1 protein-coding gene is annotated in these 23,240 nt (G+C 48.7%); it reads left to right on the forward strand.

Going from position 1 to position 23,240, the window contains the following annotated elements; translation table 11 throughout:
* Positions 1-2 precede the first annotated feature (2 nt).
* Positions 3-23,216, forward strand: a complete 23,214-nt coding sequence (gene lgrC, locus PMI05_RS31705) for a linear gramicidin non-ribosomal peptide synthetase LgrC (RefSeq protein WP_007729123.1) — start codon at positions 3-5, stop codon at positions 23,214-23,216.
* Positions 23,217-23,240: the final 24 nt, after the last annotated feature.

The following is a 23,240-nucleotide window of genomic DNA, read 5'->3' on the forward strand; positions in this document are numbered from 1 at the left end:
CAATGGGGGATTTTACTGATCTATACACCTTATCCCCGCTGCAAGAAGGGATGTTGTTCCATTCGCTGTACTCTGAGGGTTCAGCCTATATGGTGCAGAACATTGCCATTCTTACAGGCGAGCTTGACATCGTCAACTTTGAAAAAGCCTGGAACAAAGTGGTTCAAAGACATTCCATTTTGCGAACTGGATTCCTTTGGGAAGAAGTAGAGAAGCCGCTTCAGGTGGTCTTCGAGAGTGTTCCTTTTTCCATACGACAGGAAGACTGGTCACATCACACCGATGAAGAGCAGGAAACCATGCTGACATCGTTTTTGCAAAAAGAAAAAGAGGCGGGCTTCGACTTGAGCGAAGCCCCCCTCATGCGAGTGTCTGTCATCAAAAAGGCCAAAGATGTGCACCAGTTCATCTGGACCTTTCACCATTTGCTCTTGGACGGATGGAGCAGCCCCATTCTTTTTCAGGAAGTACTCGATTTCTATGAGGCGTACTGCCAAGGCAAGGACTTGAGACTTCCACAGCCAAAGCCATTCAAAGATTATATCTCCTGGCTTCGCCGTCAGGACAACACGGAGTCTGAAAAGTTCTGGCGCGAGTTCCTAGCATCCGTCGAGAGTCCCACACCTCTTCCCTTTGAATCTTATCACTTGAGAGGTTCAGAAGAGGAAAAAGGGATTCATGAATCAACTCGAACCTTGACTGATGAGGTCTCGAAAGCACTCTTAAAATTAGCTCGAACTTATAAGGTTACGATCAACACTATCGTGCAAGGGGCATGGGCCATTCTCCTCAGCCGTTTGAGCGGAGAAGAAAGCGTGGTATACGGCGTAACCGGTTCCGGGCGCCCGAGCGATCTGCCAGGTGTAGAGCAGATGGTTGGAATGTTTATTAACACGTTGCCGATGAAAACGAAAGTCGAGCCTGAGCAAACGTTGGATCAGTGGTTCAAAGAGTTACAGGATCAGCAATCTAGAGTCCGACAATACGAATACTCGCCATTGGTGGATATCCAGGGCTGGACGGATGTACCGCGTGGACTACCACTGTTTGAAAGTATTTTCGTATTTGAGAACTATCCGCTGGGAGAAGGGGAAGAGAAGGAATTCGGTTTTTCCATCTCTCATGTACAGCACTTCCAAGAAGTAGATAATCCGCTCACGATTGTCGGGATTCCGGGCGAACAGTTTAGCATCAAAATGATATACAGGACAGACCGCTTTGAGCAGGCGGCAATCGAACGGACACTTGACCAAATGGCATCCATTCTAGTGGCCATCGTCGAGAATCCGAAACAACGTCTGTCCTCTATCTCTTTTCTCAGTCAAGAAGAAAGACAACATCTACTAGTCGGGCTAAACGATACTACGAGCGACTACCCTCGGGATAAAACCGTTCCACACCTGTTTGCCGAAACAGCGGCCCAATACCCAGATCGTATCGCCGTCGTTGCGGGGGAAGAACAGTTGACCTACGCCGAGCTGGAGGCAAAAGCCAACCAGCTTGCCAACTACTTGCAAAAGCAAGGAGTAGAAACAGGTGCTTTTGTCGGGCTTTGCGTAGAGCGCTCATTAGATATGCTCGTTGGTATGCTCGGGATTCTTAAAGCAGGTGGAGCGTATGTGCCACTCGACCCTGCGTATCCGCAAGAGCGCCTTGCTTTCATGCTGGCAGATGCCCAGATTTCCATTTTATTGACACAGGAGCATTTGTCTGAAAAGTGGCAAGGACAAGAGCTTACCATTCTCAATCTCGACCATGCTAGGGAAAATTGGGCAGAAGAGAGCACACTTGCTCCCCTGGTAGATATGACAGCCGACAACCTCGCCTACGTCATTTACACATCGGGTTCAACAGGGACACCAAAAGGAGTGCTGGTCGTCCATCGCGGGATTGTTCGCCTGATCAAAAACACGAACTACGTAACCATTACAGAAGAGGACGTGTTCCTGCAAGCCTCTACTGTATCGTTCGATGCGGCTACCTTTGAAATTTGGGGGGCGTTGTTAAACGGAGCGAAGCTGGTGTTGATGCCACCACATCAGCCTTCACTCGATGAAGTGGGAGAGACGATTCAGAGTCACAAGGTGACGACACTTTGGCTGACGGCTGGTCTGTTCACGGTCATGGTTGACCACAAGGTAGAGTACTTGCGCGGCGTGCGCCAACTACTTGTCGGTGGGGATGTAGTCTCTGTATCCCATGTACGAAAGGTACTTTCGCTTGACGGTATCACGGTGATTAACGGCTATGGCCCGACGGAAAACACGACTTTTACTTGCTGCAATCCCGTCACGGAGCTTCCAGAAGGCGTCAACTCCTTCCCAATCGGCCGACCGATCAGCAATACCACGGTGTACGTATTGGACAAACATCAACAGCCTGTTCCTCTGGGTGTGGCAGGCGAATTATATATAGGCGGAGATGGCCTCGCTCTTGGCTATTTGAACAATCCGGAGTTAACCGCAGAGCGTTTTGTGGAGAATCCGTTTGACCCACAAGGAGATTCTCGCCTGTACCGTACTGGTGACTTGGTTCGTTTTTTGCCTGATGACACGATTGAGTTTATCGGTCGTATCGACAATCAGGTAAAAATTCGCGGCTTCCGCATCGAATTAGGTGAGGTGGAAGCAGCACTCAGCTTGCATCCGTCTGTGAACGAAGTTGTGGTCATGGTCCGTGAGATTACGCCGGGCGAGAAGCATTTAACTGCGTATCTTACCGTCTCAGGAGACATCACTCTCGAAACTTCTGATTTGCGTGCATGGACAAAAACGAAGTTACCAGAATTCATGAGGCCTTCATTTTATATTTTCCTTGATGCGATGCCTTTGACGGCAAATGGTAAAATCGACCGCAAACAACTGCCGGAACCGGAATGGACAAATCCAGCTTCCGCCAAAGGCTACATGGAGCCGCGAAATCAGGTAGAAGAGTTGATTGCCAACATATGGTCGCAGGTGCTTGGAGTCGAAAAAGTGGGGATTCATGATAACTTTTTCGAGCTTGGTGGACATTCACTTTTGGCGACACGAGTCATTTCACGCCTGAGAGAGGCGTTTGGAATAGAGCAAACGGTGCGCTCCATTTTTGAACATCCGACCATTGCAGCATGGAGTGAACAGGGAGCAGCACTTCATTTGGGAGAGAAAGAAGCAATTGGTGGATCGATTCAGCCTGTGTCAAGACAGAGTAATCTGCCGTTGTCTTTTGCCCAACAGCGATTGTGGTTCTTTGATCAATTCATGCCAGAAAGTCCGATGTACAACATCCCATCTGCCCTTCGCTTGCAAGGCGAACTCGACGTAGTGGCATGGGAGAAGAGTTTACAGGCAATCATTTTGCGTCACGAAAGCTTGCGTACCACGTTCCACGAAATAGACGGACAATCCATACAAGTGATTCATCCGCATATGGACTGGAAAATGGACATTCTGGACTTACGCGACCTATCAGCTGAAAAGAAAGAGCAAAAGATAGAGCAATTGGCTGAAGCCGAAACTGCCCGAGCTTTTGCCCTTGGACAAGGACCGTTGATACGCGCCACGATGATCCAAACAGATGATCACGCATATGTCTTCTTGATCAACATGCATCACATCATCTCTGACGGTTGGTCGATGGGCATATTCTATCGCGAATTGCTTGCCAATTATGAAGCCTTCCGTAAACAAGAAACACTAGAGCTAGCAGAGCTGCCGATTCAATATGCGGATTTTGCCACATGGCAGCGTGAGTGGCTGGATGGCGAAATCTTAGAGCAGCAGGTTACGTATTGGAAAGAAAAACTGCGTGGAGCTGAACCGCTTCTAGCACTGCCGACTGACCGTTCGCGCCCTGCTGTGCAATCCTATCAAGGAGCCATTTACACCAAGACCTTTTCCGCGGACTTGCTCGCCAAATTGAAAGTACTTAGCCAGGAGTCCAATTCTACCTTGTTTATGACATTACTGGCTGCATTCCAAACCCTTCTATACCGCTATAGTGGTCAAGAAGACATTGTTGTGGGAAGTCCGGTAGCTGGACGCAATCGACAAGAAACCGAGAATTTGATTGGATTCTTCGTCAACACCTTGGCACTCCGAACCAACGTATCAGGAGATGTAACCTTTACAGAATTACTGGCACGCGTTCGCGAAACAGCGTTGGAGGCATATGCATATCAAGATTTACCTTTTGAAAAATTGGTCGATGAGCTACAGCTAGAGCGTAGCCTCAGCTACTCGCAGTTGTTTCAGGTCATGTTTGTCCTGCAAAACTTCCCGCTGGAGGATGCAGTAACGTCCGGCATTAAGCTTACACCATTGGATTCTGAGCGACATTTGACGACTTCTAAGTTTGATCTCACATTGACAATGAGAGAGCAGCCAGACGGACTCGTGGCTTCCTTTGAGTACAGTACAGATTTGTTCGACAGATCGACGATAGAGCGAATGACTGGACATTTGAAAAATCTGCTTGAGGCTATCATCTCCCAACCAGAGGAGTCGATTGAAAAACTTGATCTTCTAAGGGAGAGCGAGCGAAATAAACAGGTGGTAGAGCTTAACAACACAGCGAGCGATTACCCTCGGGATAAAACCGTTCCACAACTGTTTGCCGAAACAGCGGCCCAATACCCAGATCGTATTGCCATCGTTGCGGGGGAAGAGCAGTTGACCTACGGAGAGCTGGAGGCAAAAGCCAATCAGCTTGCCCACTACTTGCAGAAGCAAGGAGTACAATCAGGTACTTTTGTCGGACTTTGCGTAGAGCGTTCGTTAGATATGTTCGTAGGTATGCTCGGGATTCTTAAAGCAGGTGGAGCGTATGTGCCACTCGACCCTGCGTATCCAGAAGAACGTCTGGCTTTCATGCTGGCAGATGCCCAGATTTCCGTTCTATTGACACAGGAGCATTTGGCTGACAAGTGGCAAGGATCAGAGCTTACCATTCTCAATCTCGACCATGCTGGGGAACAATGGGCAGATGAAAGCACACTTACTCCCCAAGTAGATATGACAGCCGACAGCCTCGCTTACGTCATTTACACATCGGGTTCAACTGGTACACCAAAAGGAGTGCTGGTGGTCCATCGCGGGATTGTTCGCCTGATTAAAAACACGAACTACGTGACCATTACGGAAGAGGATGTGTTCCTGCAAGCCTCTACCGTATCGTTTGATGCTGCTACCTTTGAAATTTGGGGGGCGTTGTTAAACGGAGCGAAGCTAGTGTTGATGCCGCCACATCAGCTTTCACTCGATGAACTGGGAGAGATGATTGAGAATCACAAGGTGACGACACTTTGGCTGACGGCTGGTCTGTTCACGGTCATGGTTGACCATAAGGTGGAGTACTTGAACGGCGTGCGCCAACTACTTGTTGGTGGAGATGTTGTCTCCGCATCTCATGTACGAAAGGTGCTTTCACTTGGCGGTATCACGGTGATAAACGGGTATGGCCCGACGGAAAACACGACGTTTACTTGCTGCAATCCCGTCACGGAGCTTCCAGAAGACGTCAACTCCTTCCCGATCGGCCGACCGATCAGCAATACCACCGTGTACGTATTAGACAAACATCAACAGCCTGTTCCTCTGGGTGCGGCAGGCGAATTATATATAGGTGGAGATGGCCTCGCTCTTGGCTATTTGAACAATCCGGAGTTAACCGCAGAGCGTTTTGTGGAGAATCCGTTTGATCCACAAGGAAGTTCTCGCCTGTACCGCACTGGTGACTTGGTTCGTTATCTACCTGATGGCACGATTGAGTTTATCGGGCGTATTGACAACCAAGTAAAAATTCGCGGCTTCCGCATTGAGCTAGGCGAAATCGAGACCGTATTGCAGAGCCACCCGGCTGTAAAAGAAACCGTACTCATGGTGAGAGAGGAAACTCCTGGGGACAAGCGCTTAGCTGCCTACCTCGTTTTTGCAAATGAAAAAGAGGTTACTCACATCGAGATGCGATCCTATCTCAAGGATAAGTTGCCTGAGTACATGATCCCATCCGCGTTTGTGAATATGGACAGCTTCCCGCTGACACCAAACGGTAAAGTGGATCGCCGGGCGCTTCCAATCCCAGACTATTCCCGAAATGAGGCGGATAGCGGTTTTGTAGGACCTGCAACGGATCTGGAAATGAAATTGGCGGAAATCTGGAAAAGTGTGCTGGGTGTTGCGAGCATCGGCATATACGACAACTTTTTCGAATTGGGTGGCGACTCTATTCTCAGTATCCAGATCGTCGCAAGAGCCAATCATTCCGGAATTCGTTTCACACCCAAGCAACTTTTTGAAAATCAAACTATTGCAGAATTGCTACGCGTTATTACTGATTTGAGCCAAGCAACAGATACAAAATGGAAAAATGAACAGGGCGCTGTTACTGGAAATGTACCGCTCACTCCCATCCAAAATTGGTTCTTTGACTCCAATCAACCGTCGCTGCACCATTGGAATCAGTCGGTACTTCTGACTGTTCAGCAACCAGTTGACCTTGTTGTCCTGGAGCAAACAATCGAGAGCCTACTGGCCCATCATGATGCGTTGCGTATGCGTTTTTCACACCATGACGGCATGTGGACACAAAAGATGGAAGGTCTAGAAGAGAATGTTCCATTCCGTAGCGTGGATCTTTCTCATCTCCCTAAACAGGAACAGGAGTCTAGGCTGGAGGAAATTTCACAAGAAGTACAAGCGAGCCTAAATATCACGGAAGGTCCCATCTTACAGGCTGTGTACTTCAACATGGGCCAAGAGCAAGCTGGCCGACTGTTGCTCGTTATTCACCATTTAGTTGTTGACGGTGTATCATGGCGAATTTTGCTTGAGGATCTGCAGCATACCTATGATCAAATAGCGAGTGGTCAAGACGTGCAAATGCCAGCAAAGACAACTTCGTTCAAGATGTGGGCTGAACAATTAGTCGCGTATGCCAATTCAGAAGCCATCCAGCAAGAAAACGAGTACTGGCTCAAACAAGATCAAGAGGCGAGTCCGATCCCGATTGATCACCTTTATGAACCGAGTCAGAACACGGAAGCGACAACCAAACAAGTAACGTTCTCTTTAGATGCAGAAGAAACCCGTGCTCTGTTGCAGGAAACACTTTCTCCTTACCGCCTGAAAATAAACGATGTCTTACTCGCTGCCTTAACAAAAGCAATGCACCGCTGGACAGGGAAACAGACGTTATCTTTCCATCTCGAGGGGCATGGACGCGAAGATATTTTGGAAGGAGCAGATTTATCCCGCACAGTTGGCTGGTTTACGAGTATGTATCCTGTACAACTTACACTTGACCAGACAAAAACGTGGAGTGAACTACTGAAAGCGGTCAAAGAACAGCTTCGAGCCATTCCGCAAAATGGAGTTGGCTATGGTATCCTGCACTACTTACGTCAGGATGACGAACTGAAAGAGCAGTTGAAGTCTCGAATGAAGCCAGAGATCAGCTTCAACTACCTCGGCCAGTTTGATCAAGTCGTCTCGTCAAATGCCAAATTTGGCATGGCGGCTGAATCGAGAGGCTCGAATCTTGCACCTGATTCCATTCGCGAGCATTTAATCGATGTAAACAGCGTCATTTCCGGAGAACAACTGCATGTCACTTGGTTCTACAACGAAAACATCCACGAGAAAAATACGGTGGAAGCAGTTGCTCATGATTATATGGACGCCTTGCGTGAGATTATGGCACATTGCCGCTCCGAAGAAGCAGGAGGCTATACTCCTTCTGACTTCCCGTTATCTCGTCTGGATCAGCGTACAATCGACACGTATGTGGGTAGAGATCACTCCATCGAGAACATATACCCACTGACGCCGTTGCAGGAAGGCATGCTTTTCCATTCCCTGTACGAACAAGAGGGCGGAGACTATGTGGTTCAATTCTCCATGACGATCCATCATTTGCACGTCGATGCACTCCAACAAGCATGGCAAAAAGTTATCGATCGTCATTCCATTCTGCGTACCTCCTTTATCTGGGATGGAGTAGTCAATCCGCATCAAATTGTCCGCAAGCACGTACGAGTGACAGTTGATGAAAGAGATCTGCGACATTTACCGACAGATAGGCAGAAAACAGCGCTAGACGCATTTTTGGAAGAGGATCGCAAGCGGAACTTCTCGATTACAGAACCACCTCTCATGCGTTTGACTTTGTTCAGGATTAGCAACGAAGCGTATCGCTTTATCTGGAGCTTCCACCACGTTTTACTGGACGGTTGGAGTTTGCCGCTCGTCCTGAAAGACTGGTTTGCCGCTTATCTAGCGCTGGCAGATGGAAGAGACGTTCAGCTTGGGGCTGTACAGCCTTTTTCCCAGTATGTTGCGTGGCTTCAGCGTCAAGACTTGCAAGCCGCGGAACGCTTTTGGCGCAACCATTTGAAAGGGATATACGGGCCGACACAAATCAATCTCGGACAAGCTCTCCAATCGATTGGAGAACCAAAAACCTACGACGAGTTCATTATCCGATTCTCAGCCGAGTTTACCGAACAGCTGCAATCATTTGCCCGTCAGCATCAGGTAACGCTGAATACCTTCATACAAAGTGCGTGGGGATTGATTCTCGGAGCATACAGTGGTGAAGCAGATGTCGTATTCGGGGCAACTGGTTCAGGACGTCCAGCCGATTTGCATGGCGTAGAAAATATGGTTGGTCTGTTCATCAATACGCTTCCAGTTCGAATCACAATCGATCCAAGCAAAACCGTTCGGGTATGGCTGCGCGAATTGCAAGAAATGCAATTGGAGATTCGCCAATATGAGTACACGCCGCTGGTTGACATCCAGAGCTGGAGCGAATTCGAGCGCAACACCTCTCTGTTCGAAAGTATTTTTATCTTTGAGAACTACCCGATCGACGAGTCTGTGAAAGAAGCGGACAGCAGTATTCAGATTTCTGATGTAGACTCTGCGGAGCAAACAAACTATCCACTTACCGTAGTATGTGGCCCTGGCAAAGAATTTGTCCTCAAAATTGTTTTTGATCAAAACCGATTCGATCATGTACGTATCGAACGTGTCCTAGAGCAAATGACTCTTCTGCTCCAATCGATGACAGCAAATCCTGATCAAACTCTGGCTGATGTGCGCATGATCAGCGAAATGGAACAAGAGCAGGTTTTGGTCGAGTGGAACGAAACGAAGGTGGATTATCCAACCGGGCTTTGCATTCATCAAGCATTTGAACACCAAGTAAAAAAGACGCCAGATGCCATCGGACTCATGTACAAAGAGATGGAATTGACATATGCAGAACTGAACCAGCGAGCGAACCAATTGGCGCATCATCTCCTTGCCCAAGGCGTGAAACCAGATACGCTCGTCGGTATTTGCATCGAGCGCTCTCCTGAGATGATCGTTGGGATTCTCGGTGTAATGAAAGCAGGCGCCGCCTATGTTCCAATCGACCCTGCACATCCGCTAGAGCGTATTGCCTACATGATCGAGGATTCGCAGGCAAACATCGTGTTGACCCAGCAATCTCTGGCAAACCATTTACTTTCAACAAAGGCTCAGATAATTTGCCTTGATAGTAATGCTCTCGAGAATGAACCTGTTCACGATATGGGGAGTGGGGTTACAGAACAAAATCTTGCCTATGTCATTTACACATCTGGTTCCACTGGCTTGCCGAAAGGTGTTATGGTCGAACACCATAGTGCGGTGAATATGGCTCATTACCTGATCGACTTGTTCCAAGTCCAGCCGTCTAGCCGCGTCTTGCAGTTATGTTCGTTTAGCTTCGACGTATCTGTCGCTGAGATCGTCATGGCTTTGATTTCGGGGGCGACCTTAGTCATTGAAGATCGGGAAATGCTATTGCCAGGTCCTGAACTCATCTCTGTCTTGCAAGAAAAACAAATCACGACTGTGATGACGGTGCCTGCTGTACTTGCGGCATTACCTGATGCCGACCTACCTGATCTGAAAACATTAGTGATCGGCGGCGAAGCACCAAGCTATGAGCTCATCACTCGCTATGCAAATCATCGTCAATTTTTCAATTGCTATGGCCCAACGGAGGCAACCGTTTGCACCACGTTAATGCTTATGGATTCGAATCTGACGAACACGCCAATTGGCCGCCCGATCGCCAATGCGACCATCTACGTATTAGATGCCAATCTGAAGCCTGTCCCTATAGGCGTACCGGGTGAGCTGTACATTGGTGGAAAAGGCTTGGCACGCGGTTACTGGAATCGTCCAGAGCTTACAGCAGAACGCTTTATCATTCATCCGTTTGGAGCGGAAGGCGAACGTCTTTATCGCACAGGTGATCAGGTGCGCTATCTGCAAGACGGTAACCTCGAATTCCTCGGACGTATCGATAATCAGGTGAAAATTCGCGGCTTCCGTATTGAATTAGGCGAAATCGAAAACGCATTGAGAAAGCACGCTGCGATTCGGGAAGCTGTCATTACCGTACGAGACAATCGTTTGGCTGCTTATTTGATTGCAATGGATGAAGAGAAGCCAGAAACAGAGGAGCTCGCTCGCTATCTGAAAGAGACATTGCCAGATTACATGATTCCAGCAGGCATAGTTTGGATGGAGGCAATTCCGCTTACGGTCAACGGAAAAGTAGACCACCGGGCACTTCCTACACCGGATTGGGGACTTTTGACCACACAACAAGAGTATGTCGCACCTCGCACACCAACAGAAGAAATAGTGGCGAACATTTGGACACAGGTGCTTTCCGTTGAGCAAGTCGGGATTCACGACGATTTCTTTGAGCGTGGGGGACATTCCCTCTTAGCTACCCAGGCGATTTCCCGTATGCGTCAAGCCTTTGGGGTAGACATGCCGCTTCGTACGCTGTTTGATTATCCGACCACGGCTGCGATCAGTGAAATAATTACGACATTGTTACAAGGTGAAGCTGGTCTCACTGACATCCCGCTTGTGCCAGTGTCGCGTGAAGAAGACTTGCCGCTCTCGTTTGCACAACAACGTCTGTGGTTTTTGGACAAACTGTTGCCAGACAGTTTCGTATACAACATCCCATCTGCTGTTCGTCTGCACGGTGAGCTAGACATCGAGGCGTGGGAACACAGTCTCAAGCAGATCATCCAACGTCATGAGAGCTTGCGTACAACTTTCTCCGATATTAATGGGGAAGCCGTTCAAGTCATTCACCCGAAGATTGAGTGGAACATGGAACGAATCGACTTACGAGACTGGAACGAAGAGGAGCGAGAAGGGGAAGCATTGCGTCTCGCCATAGAAGATGCAGAACAATCGTTTCATCTGAATCAAGGGCCGTTATTGCGCGCAAAACTGATTTGCATGGATGAACAAGCTTATGTATTTTTGCTCAATTTACACCACATCATTGCGGATGGCTGGTCCATGAGTGTATTCATGGGTGAGTTAGTCTCCATCTACGAAGCATTATCTGCTGGAGAAACACCACAGCTTACCGAAATGCCGTTGCAATATGCAGACTATGCCACATGGCAACGCAATTGGTTGCAAGGAGAGGTACTGGAGCAACAATTGGCGTACTGGAAAAAACAATTAGGCGATGCAGAACCACTTCTGATATTGCCGACAGATCGTCCACGCCCTGCCGTTCAAAGCCATAAAGGGGCGATGCATACGATTAGGCTCTCAGAAAAACTGCTTGGCGATCTAAAAGCGCTCAGTCGTGAAGAGGGATCAACCTTATTCATGACCTTGCTAGCTGCCTTTCAGACCCTGCTCTATCGCTACAGTGGTCAAAAAGACATCCTCGTCGGAAGTCCGGTCGCAGGACGTAATAGAGAGGAAATGGAGTCGCTTATTGGTTTCTTCATTAACACCTTGGTAATGCGTACGGATATGTCTGGGGAACCAACCTTCCGAGACTTGCTAGCAAAAGTGCGAGAGACCGCACTGGAAGCTTATGCGTATCAAGACCTGCCGTTTGAAAAACTGGTAGATGAACTGGAGCTGGAACGAAGCCTAAGCTACTCACCATTGTTCCAAGTGATGTTCGTATTGCAAAACATCCCGATGGAAGTACAAGAATTGTCCCAGATTCGCATCGAGCCTTTCCACAGAGGTCAGGAGGGCGTAAGCGCCAAGTTTGACATCACCTTGACCACCGTAGAAGCACCTGATGGACTTATCGCAACATTCGAGTACAACACCGATCTTTTTGATCCAACAACGATCGAGCGCATGGGGAACCATTTCTCCAACCTGCTAGAGGCGATTTCAGCCAATCCGATGCAACCAGTCACAGCCATCCCTCTCCTGAGCGATATGGAAAAGGAGCGGCTTCTCCATCAATGGAATGATACAAATGTACCTTTTGAACGTGAAACATGCGTGCATGAAAGGGTTGCACGGATTGCACAAGAGTTGCCAAATCAATTAGCAGTTGTTTCCGAAGAAGGGCAGATTACCTATGCAGAACTAGATGCCAAAGCGAATCAGGTAGCGAACTACCTGCAAAAACAGGGAGTATCCTCCGAAACACTTGTCGGCATCTGCGTAGAACGTTCCATCGATATGCTCATCGGTCAACTGGGAATACTCAAAGCTGGCGGTGCTTATGTCCCAATGGACACGGCGTATCCACAAGAGCGTCTTGCTTTCATGATGAAAGATGCCAATATGCCAGTTGTATTAACCCAAGAACGACTGTTAGGGCGATTGCCAGAAGGACCTGCATCATTCATCTGCTTGGATCGTGATTGGAATATCATTTCGGATGAGAGCAGCAACGCACCAAACATGGCAATGACAACAGAGAATTTGGCATATGTCATCTATACGTCTGGCTCTACTGGAACGCCAAAAGGGGTAGAGATCGAGCATGCCGCCTTGTTAAATCTCATTTTCTGGCACCAACGGTCGTACAGCGTAGATTCAAATGATCGAGCTTCACAAATCGCCGGGACCGCCTTTGATGCATCTGTTTGGGAAATCTGGCCGTACCTGACAAAGGGAGCAACGCTTTATCTCCCATCAGAAGAAATTCGTTTGGTACCGGAGGAACTCAGAGATTGGCTCGTTGCATCGGGTATCACGATTAGCTTTTTGCCAACGCCATTGGCGGAAAGGTTGCTTACCTTGGAATGGCCTATCAACACGAAGCTGCGCTATATGCTCACAGGAGGCGACAAGCTACACGATTACCCACCAGCAACCATGCCGTTTATTCTTGTGAACCAATACGGTCCAACCGAAAACGCGGTTGTCGCCACAGCAGGTGCCGTTCCAACAGAAGCTACTCATGTATTCGCACCATCAATCGGACGACCAATAGATAATGTGCAGGTATACGTCCTGGATGAAAAGCTGCAACCTGTGCCGATTGGTGTAGCCGGAGAGCTCTATATCGCAGGAGACAGCTTGGCACGTGGCTATCTGAAGCGCCCCGATCTAACCAAAGAGAGGTTCGTAGCCAATCCATACTCGCAAAAACCAGGAGCGCGCATGTACCGAACGGGAGACCTAGTTCGTTACCTGCCAGATGGAAACATAGATTTCATTGGTCGTGCAGACGATCAGGTGAGCATTCGTGGATTCCGGGTCGAACTGGGTGAAATTGAAACGGCTCTGTACACTCATCCAGCGGTAAAAGAAACCATCGTCCTCGTACGTGAGGATATTCCGGGCGTAAAACGACTCGCTGCCTACCTCGTACTTGGAGAAAAACAAGAAATTCAAGCAAGTGACTTCCGTAGCTACCTAAAGGAAAAGCTGCCTGAGTATATGGTGCCTGCTTCATTTGTCATCATGGGTAACCTACCACTGACACCAAACGGGAAGGTAGATCGACAAGCATTGCCTGTACCTGATTTATTACACAATGAAACAGAAGGCAGTTTTGCAGCTCCGACAACTGCTATAGAGGCTACGCTTGCAGATATATGGAAAAATGTTCTAAGAATTGACACTGTTGGTATTTATGACAACTTTTTCGAGGTGGGTGGAGACTCCATCTTGAGTATCCAAATTGTTTCTCGAGCCAATCAGGCGGGAATTCGTTTGACACCGAAACAGCTCTTGAGAAATCAAACCATCGCGGAACTGGCAAATGTCGTGACAGCGACTGACGGCATACAAACAGTAAAAATCCAAGCAGAACAAGGCATCTTGACGGGAGAGGTGCCGCTCACGCCAATTCAATCGTGGTTCTTCACGACTGAACAACCGTCGATCCATCATTGGAACCAATCCTTGCTTTTGACGGTTCAACAACCCGTCGACCTGACTGTTCTAGAGCGTGTCGTCGAGAGTCTGCTCACTCATCATGACGCATTACGTATGCGTTATAACCATACGGAGCAAGGCTGGACCCAACATATGGAAGGACGTCCTGAGACTATTCCATTCCGTAGTGTGGACTTGTCAGCTGTTCTAGAAGAAGAACAAGCCGATCGTCTGGAGCAAATCGCAAACGAGGTGCAATCCAGTCTACATGTAAGTGAGGGACCCGTTTTCCAAGTCGTTTACTTCCATATTGGTGCGGACCAACCTGGTCGTCTGCTGATTGTTGCCCACCATCTGGTGATAGACGGTGTGTCCTGGCGCATTTTGCTAGAGGATCTGCAAACTGCTTACGAGCAACTGGTAAACGATCAACCGGTACAATTCCCAGCGAAAACGACTTCATTCAAGTCATGGGCAGAGCAATTGCAATCCTATGCGAATTCCGAAGTGATTGAGCCGGAAAAAGCGTTCTGGCTGGGCCAAAGTGATGAAGTCAGTCCACTTCCCATAGACCGTGCCTTCGATCCAAGCCAAAACACAGATGCAACCTCGAAACAAGTCAGTCTTGCGCTTTCTATTGAAGAAACTCGCGCGTTGTTGCAGGATACGCTGTCACCATACCGCCTGCAAATCAATGATGTATTGCTTACCGCTTTAACCAAAGCAATGAATCGTTGGACAGGTGAAAAGCTAGTCTCCGTTCATCTGGAAGGGCACGGACGCGAGGAAATTATCGAAGGAGCAGACTTATCCCGCACGGTTGGCTGGTTTACGAGCATGTACCCGGTACAGCTTTCGATTGACCCTTCAAAACCGTGGGGTGACGCTTTGAAAGCGGTCAAGGAACAGCTTCGTTGCATTCCAAAGAAAGGTGTCGGCTACGGCATTTTCCGATACCTCAGTCAGGATGAGGAGTTGAAAAAACTCCTCGTTGAAAAGCCGCAGCCAGAAATCAGCTTCAACTATCTCGGGCAGTTTGATCAGATCGTTCAAGCCGAATCGAGATTTGGTATGGCGCAAGAATCAAGAGGCGCCAATCTGGGGAAAGACACAATTCGCCAGCATCTGATTGATGTAAACAGTGTCATAACAGGAGAACAACTCCATGTCACATGGATATATAGCGAAAACATTCATGAGGAAAACACGATTCAAGAGCTTGCTTTCAACTATCTGGAAGCTTTGCGTGAGATCATTGCGCACTGCCAGTCCGAAGAAGCAGGCGGCTATACGCCATCTGACTTCCCACTAGCGCGAATGGATCAACGGGCAATCGATAAGCATCTGGGACAGGATCGCTTGATCGAGAATGTCTATCCACTCAGTCCATTGCAAGGTGGCATGCTGTTCCACTCCCTGTACGAGCAAGAGGGAGGAGACTATATTGTTCACTTCGCCATGACGATGGAGGGCTTGCACGTCGATGCGTTTGAACAGGCGTGGCAAAAGGTAGTGGATCGTCATCCGATTCTACGTACCTACTTTGTTTGGGAAGGTTCAGAGGCTCATCAGATTGTACGCAAACAAGTAAAAGCATCTGTAGAGAAAATCGACCTTCGTCATTTGACGACGGAGCAGCAAAAAACGGAACTGGCTCACTATCTAGAAGCTGATCGAAGACGAAATTTCGAGATTGCTTCTCCACCACTCATGCGTTGGACGTTGTTCCACTTACGTGAGGGAGTTTATCGCTTCACTTGGAGCTTCCATCATGTATTGCTTGATGGTTGGAGCGTACCCATTGTACTAAAAGACTGGTTTAGTGCTTATGTGTCCATAGCAGAAGATAGAGAGGTTTCGTACAGCTTCGTCCAACCATTCTCTGCGTACATCGATTGGGTACAGCGCCAAGACTTGAAAACTGCCGAACATTTTTGGCGCGAGCAGCTTAAAGGCTTTCACGAGTCTACACCATTAGCGATGAGTAGCTACTCTGGCGGTCGGGAACATATGCCGAAAGTGTACGAAGAAAAAGAAATTCGCTTATCGGCTGACATGACTTCACGTTTGCAAGCCTTTGTCCGTACACATCAGTTGACATTGAACACGCTTGTCCAAGGGGCATGGGCTCTCATCCTGAGCCGATACAGCGCAACGGATGATGTCGTCTTCGGTGCAACAGTTTCTGGTCGTCCGGCTGATCTACCTACCGTAGAGGGCATGGTAGGACTCTTCATCAACACCCTGCCGATTCGTGTTTTGATCGATGCGAACAAATCGGTGCGGGAATGGCTACGCGAGATTCAAGAACATCAAATAGAGCTTCGCCAGTTTGAGTATACGCCGTTGGTTGACATCCAAGGCTGGAGTGAAATGGCGCGTAATGCTGCCCTGTTCGAGAGCATCTTCATCTTTGAGAACTACCCGATTGGTGAATCGGTAAAAGATGAGCATTATCAGCTGCAATTATCCGACGTAGAAACGATGGAACAAACGAATTATCCAATCACCGTCGTCTGCGGTCCGGGTAAAGAGTTCATCCTTAAGATCAAATACGACCAAAACCGATTCGCGTCTGAAAATATCGAACGTATACTGCACCAGATGTCGTACTTGCTCGAATCCATGATGGCAAAACCTGAACAGTGCCTCGCAGAGGTGTCGATGATCAGTGAAAGCGCGCTCCAGCAGGTATTAGTCGAATGGAATGACACGAGCGTGGATTATCCGACCCAGCTTTGCATCCATCAGGCATTCGAGAAACAAGTGGAAAAGACACCTGATGCTATTGCACTCGTCTACAAGAAGATCGAGTTGACCTATGCTGAGCTAAACAAACGTGCAAATCAGCTGGCACACAGGCTGATTGCATGGGGTCTGCAACCGGATAAGCTAGTAGGCATTTGCGTCGAGCGCTCTCCAGAGATGATCATCGCTTTCCTCGGTGTGATGAAAGCAGGGGCTGCTTATGTGCCTATTGATCCGGCGCATCCGCAAGATCGCATTGCCTACATGATCGAAGATTCGCAAGCGAACATTTTGTTGACGCAAGTATCGCTGAAAGACATGCTACCAGTCCTTGCTAAACAGGTCATTTGCCTCGATAGCGATGAACTGGCAGATGAGCCTACCACAAACGTGGATAGCAGCGTCAATGAACATCATCTCGCTTACGTAATCTATACTTCTGGATCAACCGGATTGCCCAAAGGAGTAATGGTCGAGCACCACTCCGTGATCAATTTGACACATGCCCTGATCCATTCGTTCCAAATCGATGCGACCAGCCGGGTTTTGCAATTCACATCATTTAGCTTTGATGTTTCTGTCTCCGAGATCGCTATGACCCTGCTCGCTGGTGCCACACTAGTCATTGAGGATCGCGAATTACTTTTACCTGGTCCGGAGTTGATCCAAGTCCTGCAGGAACAACGCATTACGATCGTGACAATGGCTGCCTCCGTAGCATCTGCCTTGCCACAAGCGGATTTGCCAGACCTGAAGACCCTGATTGTCGGCGGGGAAGCGTTAAGCCGTGAGCTTGTCGCCCGTCATGCCTCGGATCGCCAGTTCTTTAACTGCTACGGACCAACGGAAACAACCGTCACTGCTACTCTCACACGTTGTGAGAATACCGGCCACAATCCAACAATAGGCCGACCTATCGCCAATGTGGAAGTGTATGTACTGGATGCATATCTGCAACCTGTGGCAATAGGTGTACCAGGAGAGCTGTACATCGGCGGAAAAGGAATAGCCAGAGGGTACTGGAATCGTCCTGAGCTTACGAAAGAACGCTTTATCAATCATCCGTTCGGCAAGGAAGGAGAACGCCTCTACCGGACTGGTGACCTAGTTCGCTATACGGAAGACGGACAGCTCGAATTCCTCGGACGAATCGACGACCAAGTCAAAATTCGCGGTTATCGAATCGAGCTGGGCGAAATCGAGAATAGACTCAGACAGCATCCAGCCGTTCAAAATGTCGTCGTTATCGCGCGTGAGGAGCGAGAAGGAGACAAGCGTTTGGCAGCTTATCTCGTTGCAGCAAACGAACAACAGCCGGGAGATGCAGAGCTTATCCACTACTTGAAAGAGACCCTACCGGAATACATGGTTCCAGCAGGTTATGTATGGATGGCAGAGATTCCACTCACGGTCAACGGGAAAGTAAATCGCCGTGCCCTTCCAGCACCGGATTGGGGACAAGGGGAGACAGAGAAAGAATATGTGGCACCGCGTACACCGACAGAGGAAATCGTTGCCCATATTTGGTCGCAGGTTCTTTCTGTTGAGGGAATTGGAGTCCACGATGACTTCTTTCATCTGGGTGGACATTCGCTCTTGGCTACCCAAACCGTTTCCCGCCTGAAAGAAACATTTGGTGTGGAAGTACCACTCCGTGCCTTGTTCGAAAATCCTAGCGTGGCACAAATGAGCGAAAAGGTAACCGGTCTACTAGAAGCCAAATCGAATGTGTCCAGCATTCCACTCACACCGGTTTCTCGCGACCAGCATCTACCGCTCTCATTTGCACAGCAACGCTTGTGGTTCTTGGATCGTTTAATGCCGAACAGCGCCTTGTACAACATCCCGTCTGCGATGCGGATGCAAGGACACCTCAACATCCATGCATGGGAACGCAGTCTGCAGATGATTATCGAGCGACACGAGAGCTTGCGAACAACCTTCACTGACATCAACGGGGAAGCGATACAAGTCATTCATCCAGAAATCGCCTGGAGCCTGGGCAAGATTGATTTGCGTGATCTACCAGAAGAGGAGCGCGACGCCAAGGTAGATCGCCTTGAGAGAGAAGAGGCAACCAAGCCATTTGACCTACGTACAGGACCGTTACTGCGGGCCACGATCATTCAGATCGGCGAAGAGAATTTCGTCTTCCTGCTTAACATGCACCATATCGTATCCGACGGCTGGTCGATGAACATTTTCATACGAGAGCTGGTTACGATTTATGAAGCGCTTCGCAAGGAAGAAACGCCGCAACTCACCGACATGCCACTACAATATGCAGACTTTGCAGCTTGGCAGCGTAAATGGCTACAAGGAGAGGCGCTGGAGCAACAACTCGCATACTGGAAAGCGAAACTCGGTGGCAGTGAGCCGCTATTGGCCTTACCGACAGATCGTCCGCGTCCACCTGTCCAGACATATAATGGAGCTTTATACACGACGAGTTTCCCAACGAAGCTTGTGGAAAAATTACACACGCTCAGCCGACAAGAAGGCGCCACGCTCTTTATGACCTTGCTCGCTGCCTTCCAAATCCTGCTTCATCGCTACAGCGGTCAAGACGACATTATCGTAGGAAGTCCGGTTGCTGGACGCAATAGACAAGAAACGGAGTCATTAATTGGCTTCTTCATCAACACGCTGGCGATGAGAACTGATATGTCTGGCGCTCCAACCTTCCGTGAACTACTTGCAAGAGTGCGCGAGTCTGCACTCGAAGCATATACCCATCAAGACCTGCCCTTTGAAAAGTTAATAGATGAGCTGGAGTTGGAACGTAGCCTAAGCTATTCGCCGCTCTACCAAGTCATGTTTGCTCTGCAAAACTTCCAAATGCAGACGCATGAACTTGAGGGCATTCGGATTGCTCCGTTTGAAAGCAAGAGCCAAGAAGTGATGTCCAAATACGACATCAGCTTGACTATGGCAGAAACGCCAAACGGCCTGATCGCTACTTTTGATTACAATACAGATTTGTTCGACCAAACAACGATGGAGCGAATGGTGAACCATTTCCAGCATCTACTGGATGGAATAGTCGCCCAACCTGATCGATCGATCATGGCGTTACCACTGCTTCGTCCGGATGAACGTGAACAACTTCTACTCGCGTGGAACAACACAACTGCAAATTACACGTATGAGAAGACAGTGCACGAGCTAGTCGCCGAAATGACAAGGGGAATGCCGAATCAACTGGCAGTCGTCTCCAAGGAAGGCTCGCTCACCTACGCAGAGCTGGATTCGAAAGCGAATCAACTGGCGAACTACTTACAACAACAGGGGGTCACGTCAGAAACTCTCGTTGGTATTTGTGTCGAACGTTCCGTCGAGATGCTGATCGGCCAATTAGGGATTCTCAAAGCAGGCGGTGCGTTTGTTCCGATGGATCCATCTTATCCAAAGGAACGCCTTGCCTTCATGATGGATGATACGAATATGCCGATCGTCTTGACCCAAGAACGCTTGCTGGAAGCATTGCCAACAGGTGATGCAACGTTTATTTGTCTCGATATCGATTGGGATTTGATTGCCAGTGAGAGCACAGAATCACCCGAAATCACCACGACAACGAACAATCTCGCTTATGTCATTTACACCTCTGGTTCTACCGGAACACCAAAAGGAGTGGAAATCGAGCAACGCGCTCTATTGAATCTCATCAATTGGCACCAGCACGCTTACAACGTCACGCCAGAAGATAGGGCATCACAAATCGCGGGAACAGCCTTTGACGCCGCTGTCTGGGAAATCTGGCCGTATCTGACGGCAGGAGCCACCCTGTATCTGCCACAAGAAGAGATTCGTCTCGTACCGGAAAAACTGCGTGATTGGCTCGTCGACTCAGGAATCACGATCAGCTTCCTGCCAACGCCATTAGCAGAGAGCTTGATGTCTGTTGAATGGCCGACCGATTCAGATTTGCGCTACATGCTGACTGGCGGTGACAAACTTCATCACTATCCATCGGCTCATCTGCCATTTACATTGGTAAATCAGTATGGGCCAACGGAAAATGCAGTCGTAGCTACAGCAGGCATCGTTCCTGTACAAGCTGGTCAGATAGCTGCACCAACAATCGGACGCCCAATCGACAATGTGCAAGTATACGTTCTTGATGCAAAGCTGCAACCTGTGCCTATCGGTGTTGCAGGCGAACTATACATTGCAGGGAACAGCTTGGGTCGCGGGTATCTAAAACGTCCTGATCTGACACAAGAACGCTTTGTAGAAAATCCGTTCGCTCACATTCGAGGGGCAAAAATGTACCGCACAGGAGACCTTGTCCGCTACCTGCCGGACGGCAACATCGAGTTTATCGGTCGTGCCGACGATCAGGTGAGTATCCGTGGTTTCCGTGTCGAGTTGGGCGAGATTGAAACCGCCCTGTACACTCATCCTTCTGTCAAAGAAACGATAGTCCTTGCCCGTGAAGATATGCCAGGTGTGAAACGACTGGCCGCGTATGTCGTGCTAGTAGAGGGTGTAGCGGATCAAGCTGGCAACTTCGACAGCTACCTCAAAGAATTACTGCCGGAGTACATGGTACCAGCCGCATTCGTAATCATGGATGCTCTGCCACTCACTCCAAATGGCAAAGTAGACCGTCGTGCCTTACCTATACCGGAGTACAAAGTAAGTAATGGAGAATTCGTTGCTCCAGAGACGTTTGTTGAGAGAGTATTGGCCGAAATATGGAAAAAGGTTCTAGGAGTAGAGCAAGTCGGAATTCACGATAACTTCTTCGAACTCGGTGGTGATTCGATTCTGAGCATTCAGATCGTGGCCCGCGCAGCCCAATCTGGAATTCGCTTGTCACCGAAGCTCTTGTTCGAAAATCAGTCGATTGCCGAGTTGACACAAGCGATCGGGGAGTCGGTTAACATTTTCGCCGAACAAGGCATTGTCACCGGGGAAGTGCCACTTCTGCCGATTCAACGCTGGTTCTTCGAGCAAAAATTGGCCGATCGCAACCACTGGAACCAATCTGTACTTCTAACTGTCAAACCGATCGATCCAGAAATTTTAAGACAAGCTTTCTATCACTTGCTCGGACATCATGATGCCCTCCGCCTCCGTTTCTATCATCAGGATGGAACATGGAAGCAAATCAACGAGGAATGGACAGATATCATTCCATTTACCGTAGAGGAATTGGGACATTTACCGCATGAAGAGCAAGTAAAACGAATCGGGGAAATCTCTGAGGAAACTCAGGCAAGCCTGCATCTCTCGGAAGGTCCGTTGCTCCGTGCCGTCTATTTTGATTTGGGCAGTGAACAGGAAGGCCGCTTGCTTATCGTCATTCACCACTTGGCAGTCGATGGTGTGTCTTGGCGCATCATCACGGAAGACTTGAATAAGGCCAGCACCCAACTGCTACAAGGCAAGCAGGTACAACTACCGCCAAAAACCAGCTCCTACAAGTATTGGGCTGAAAAGTTGACGGAGTACGCACAATCAGACAGCCTGCGAGAGGAAGCCGATTATTGGTTAAGTAGCCTCGATACAGAAGTAAACGCTCTGCCAAAAGATTATGAGAACGGAAAGAACCGAGAGCTTACTGCCAAGATGGTTTCTGTTGCTCTTACGCAGGAAGAAACCAAAGTGCTCTTACAGGAATTGCCTTCGATCTACCAAACGCAGATCAATGACGTCTTGCTCACTGCATTGGCAGAAGCCATCTTCGTCTGGACCGGAAATCAAACCTCCCTCGTCCATTTGGAAGGCCACGGACGTGAAGAGCTCTTCGATGACGTCGATCTTTCTCGTACCTTGGGGTGGTTCACGAGCATGTATACCATCCTCTTGGATACAAGGGAAACTACCTCGCTCAAAGAAGCGCTACAAACGACCAAAGATCAGCTGCGTAGCATTCCGAACAAAGGGATCGGCTATGGAATTCTCCGTTACCTGAACGAGGAAATGACTGAAACGTTCCAGTCTTTGCCTAAAGCAGAGATTAGCTTCAACTACCTCGGTCAGCTTGATCAGTCAGTAGATGAGATAGAATCCCTGTTTGGCTTTGCAAACGAAGCGAGAGGCGACAACTTCAACCGCAACTCAGAACGTCAGCACCTGCTAGATTTAGGTAGCTCTGTCGTTGGGGGACAATTGATTGTAACGATCGCCTTCAGTGAAGAGATTTATCTCAAAGAAACTGTCAAAGATTTGGCGGATTACTATGTAAACGCACTACGACAATTGATCGAGCTAGGTCAGACAGAGACGGCCGCAACACCAACTACAAGTGATCTGTCCGAATTCGGTTGGGATGATGAAGAGATTGCCGACTTACTTGATCTCATCCAAGACAAGTAATGAATACAAACTGCATAGAGGCGT

Source organism: Brevibacillus sp. BC25 (genome assembly GCF_000282075.1).
In the GTDB taxonomy this organism is placed as follows: domain Bacteria; phylum Bacillota; class Bacilli; order Brevibacillales; family Brevibacillaceae; genus Brevibacillus.

Excerpts from the sequence above, each read along its gene's own strand:
- lgrC (WP_007729123.1), top strand. The coding sequence starts at position 3 with ATGGGGGATTTTACTGATCTATACACCTTATCCCCGCTGCAAGAAGGG.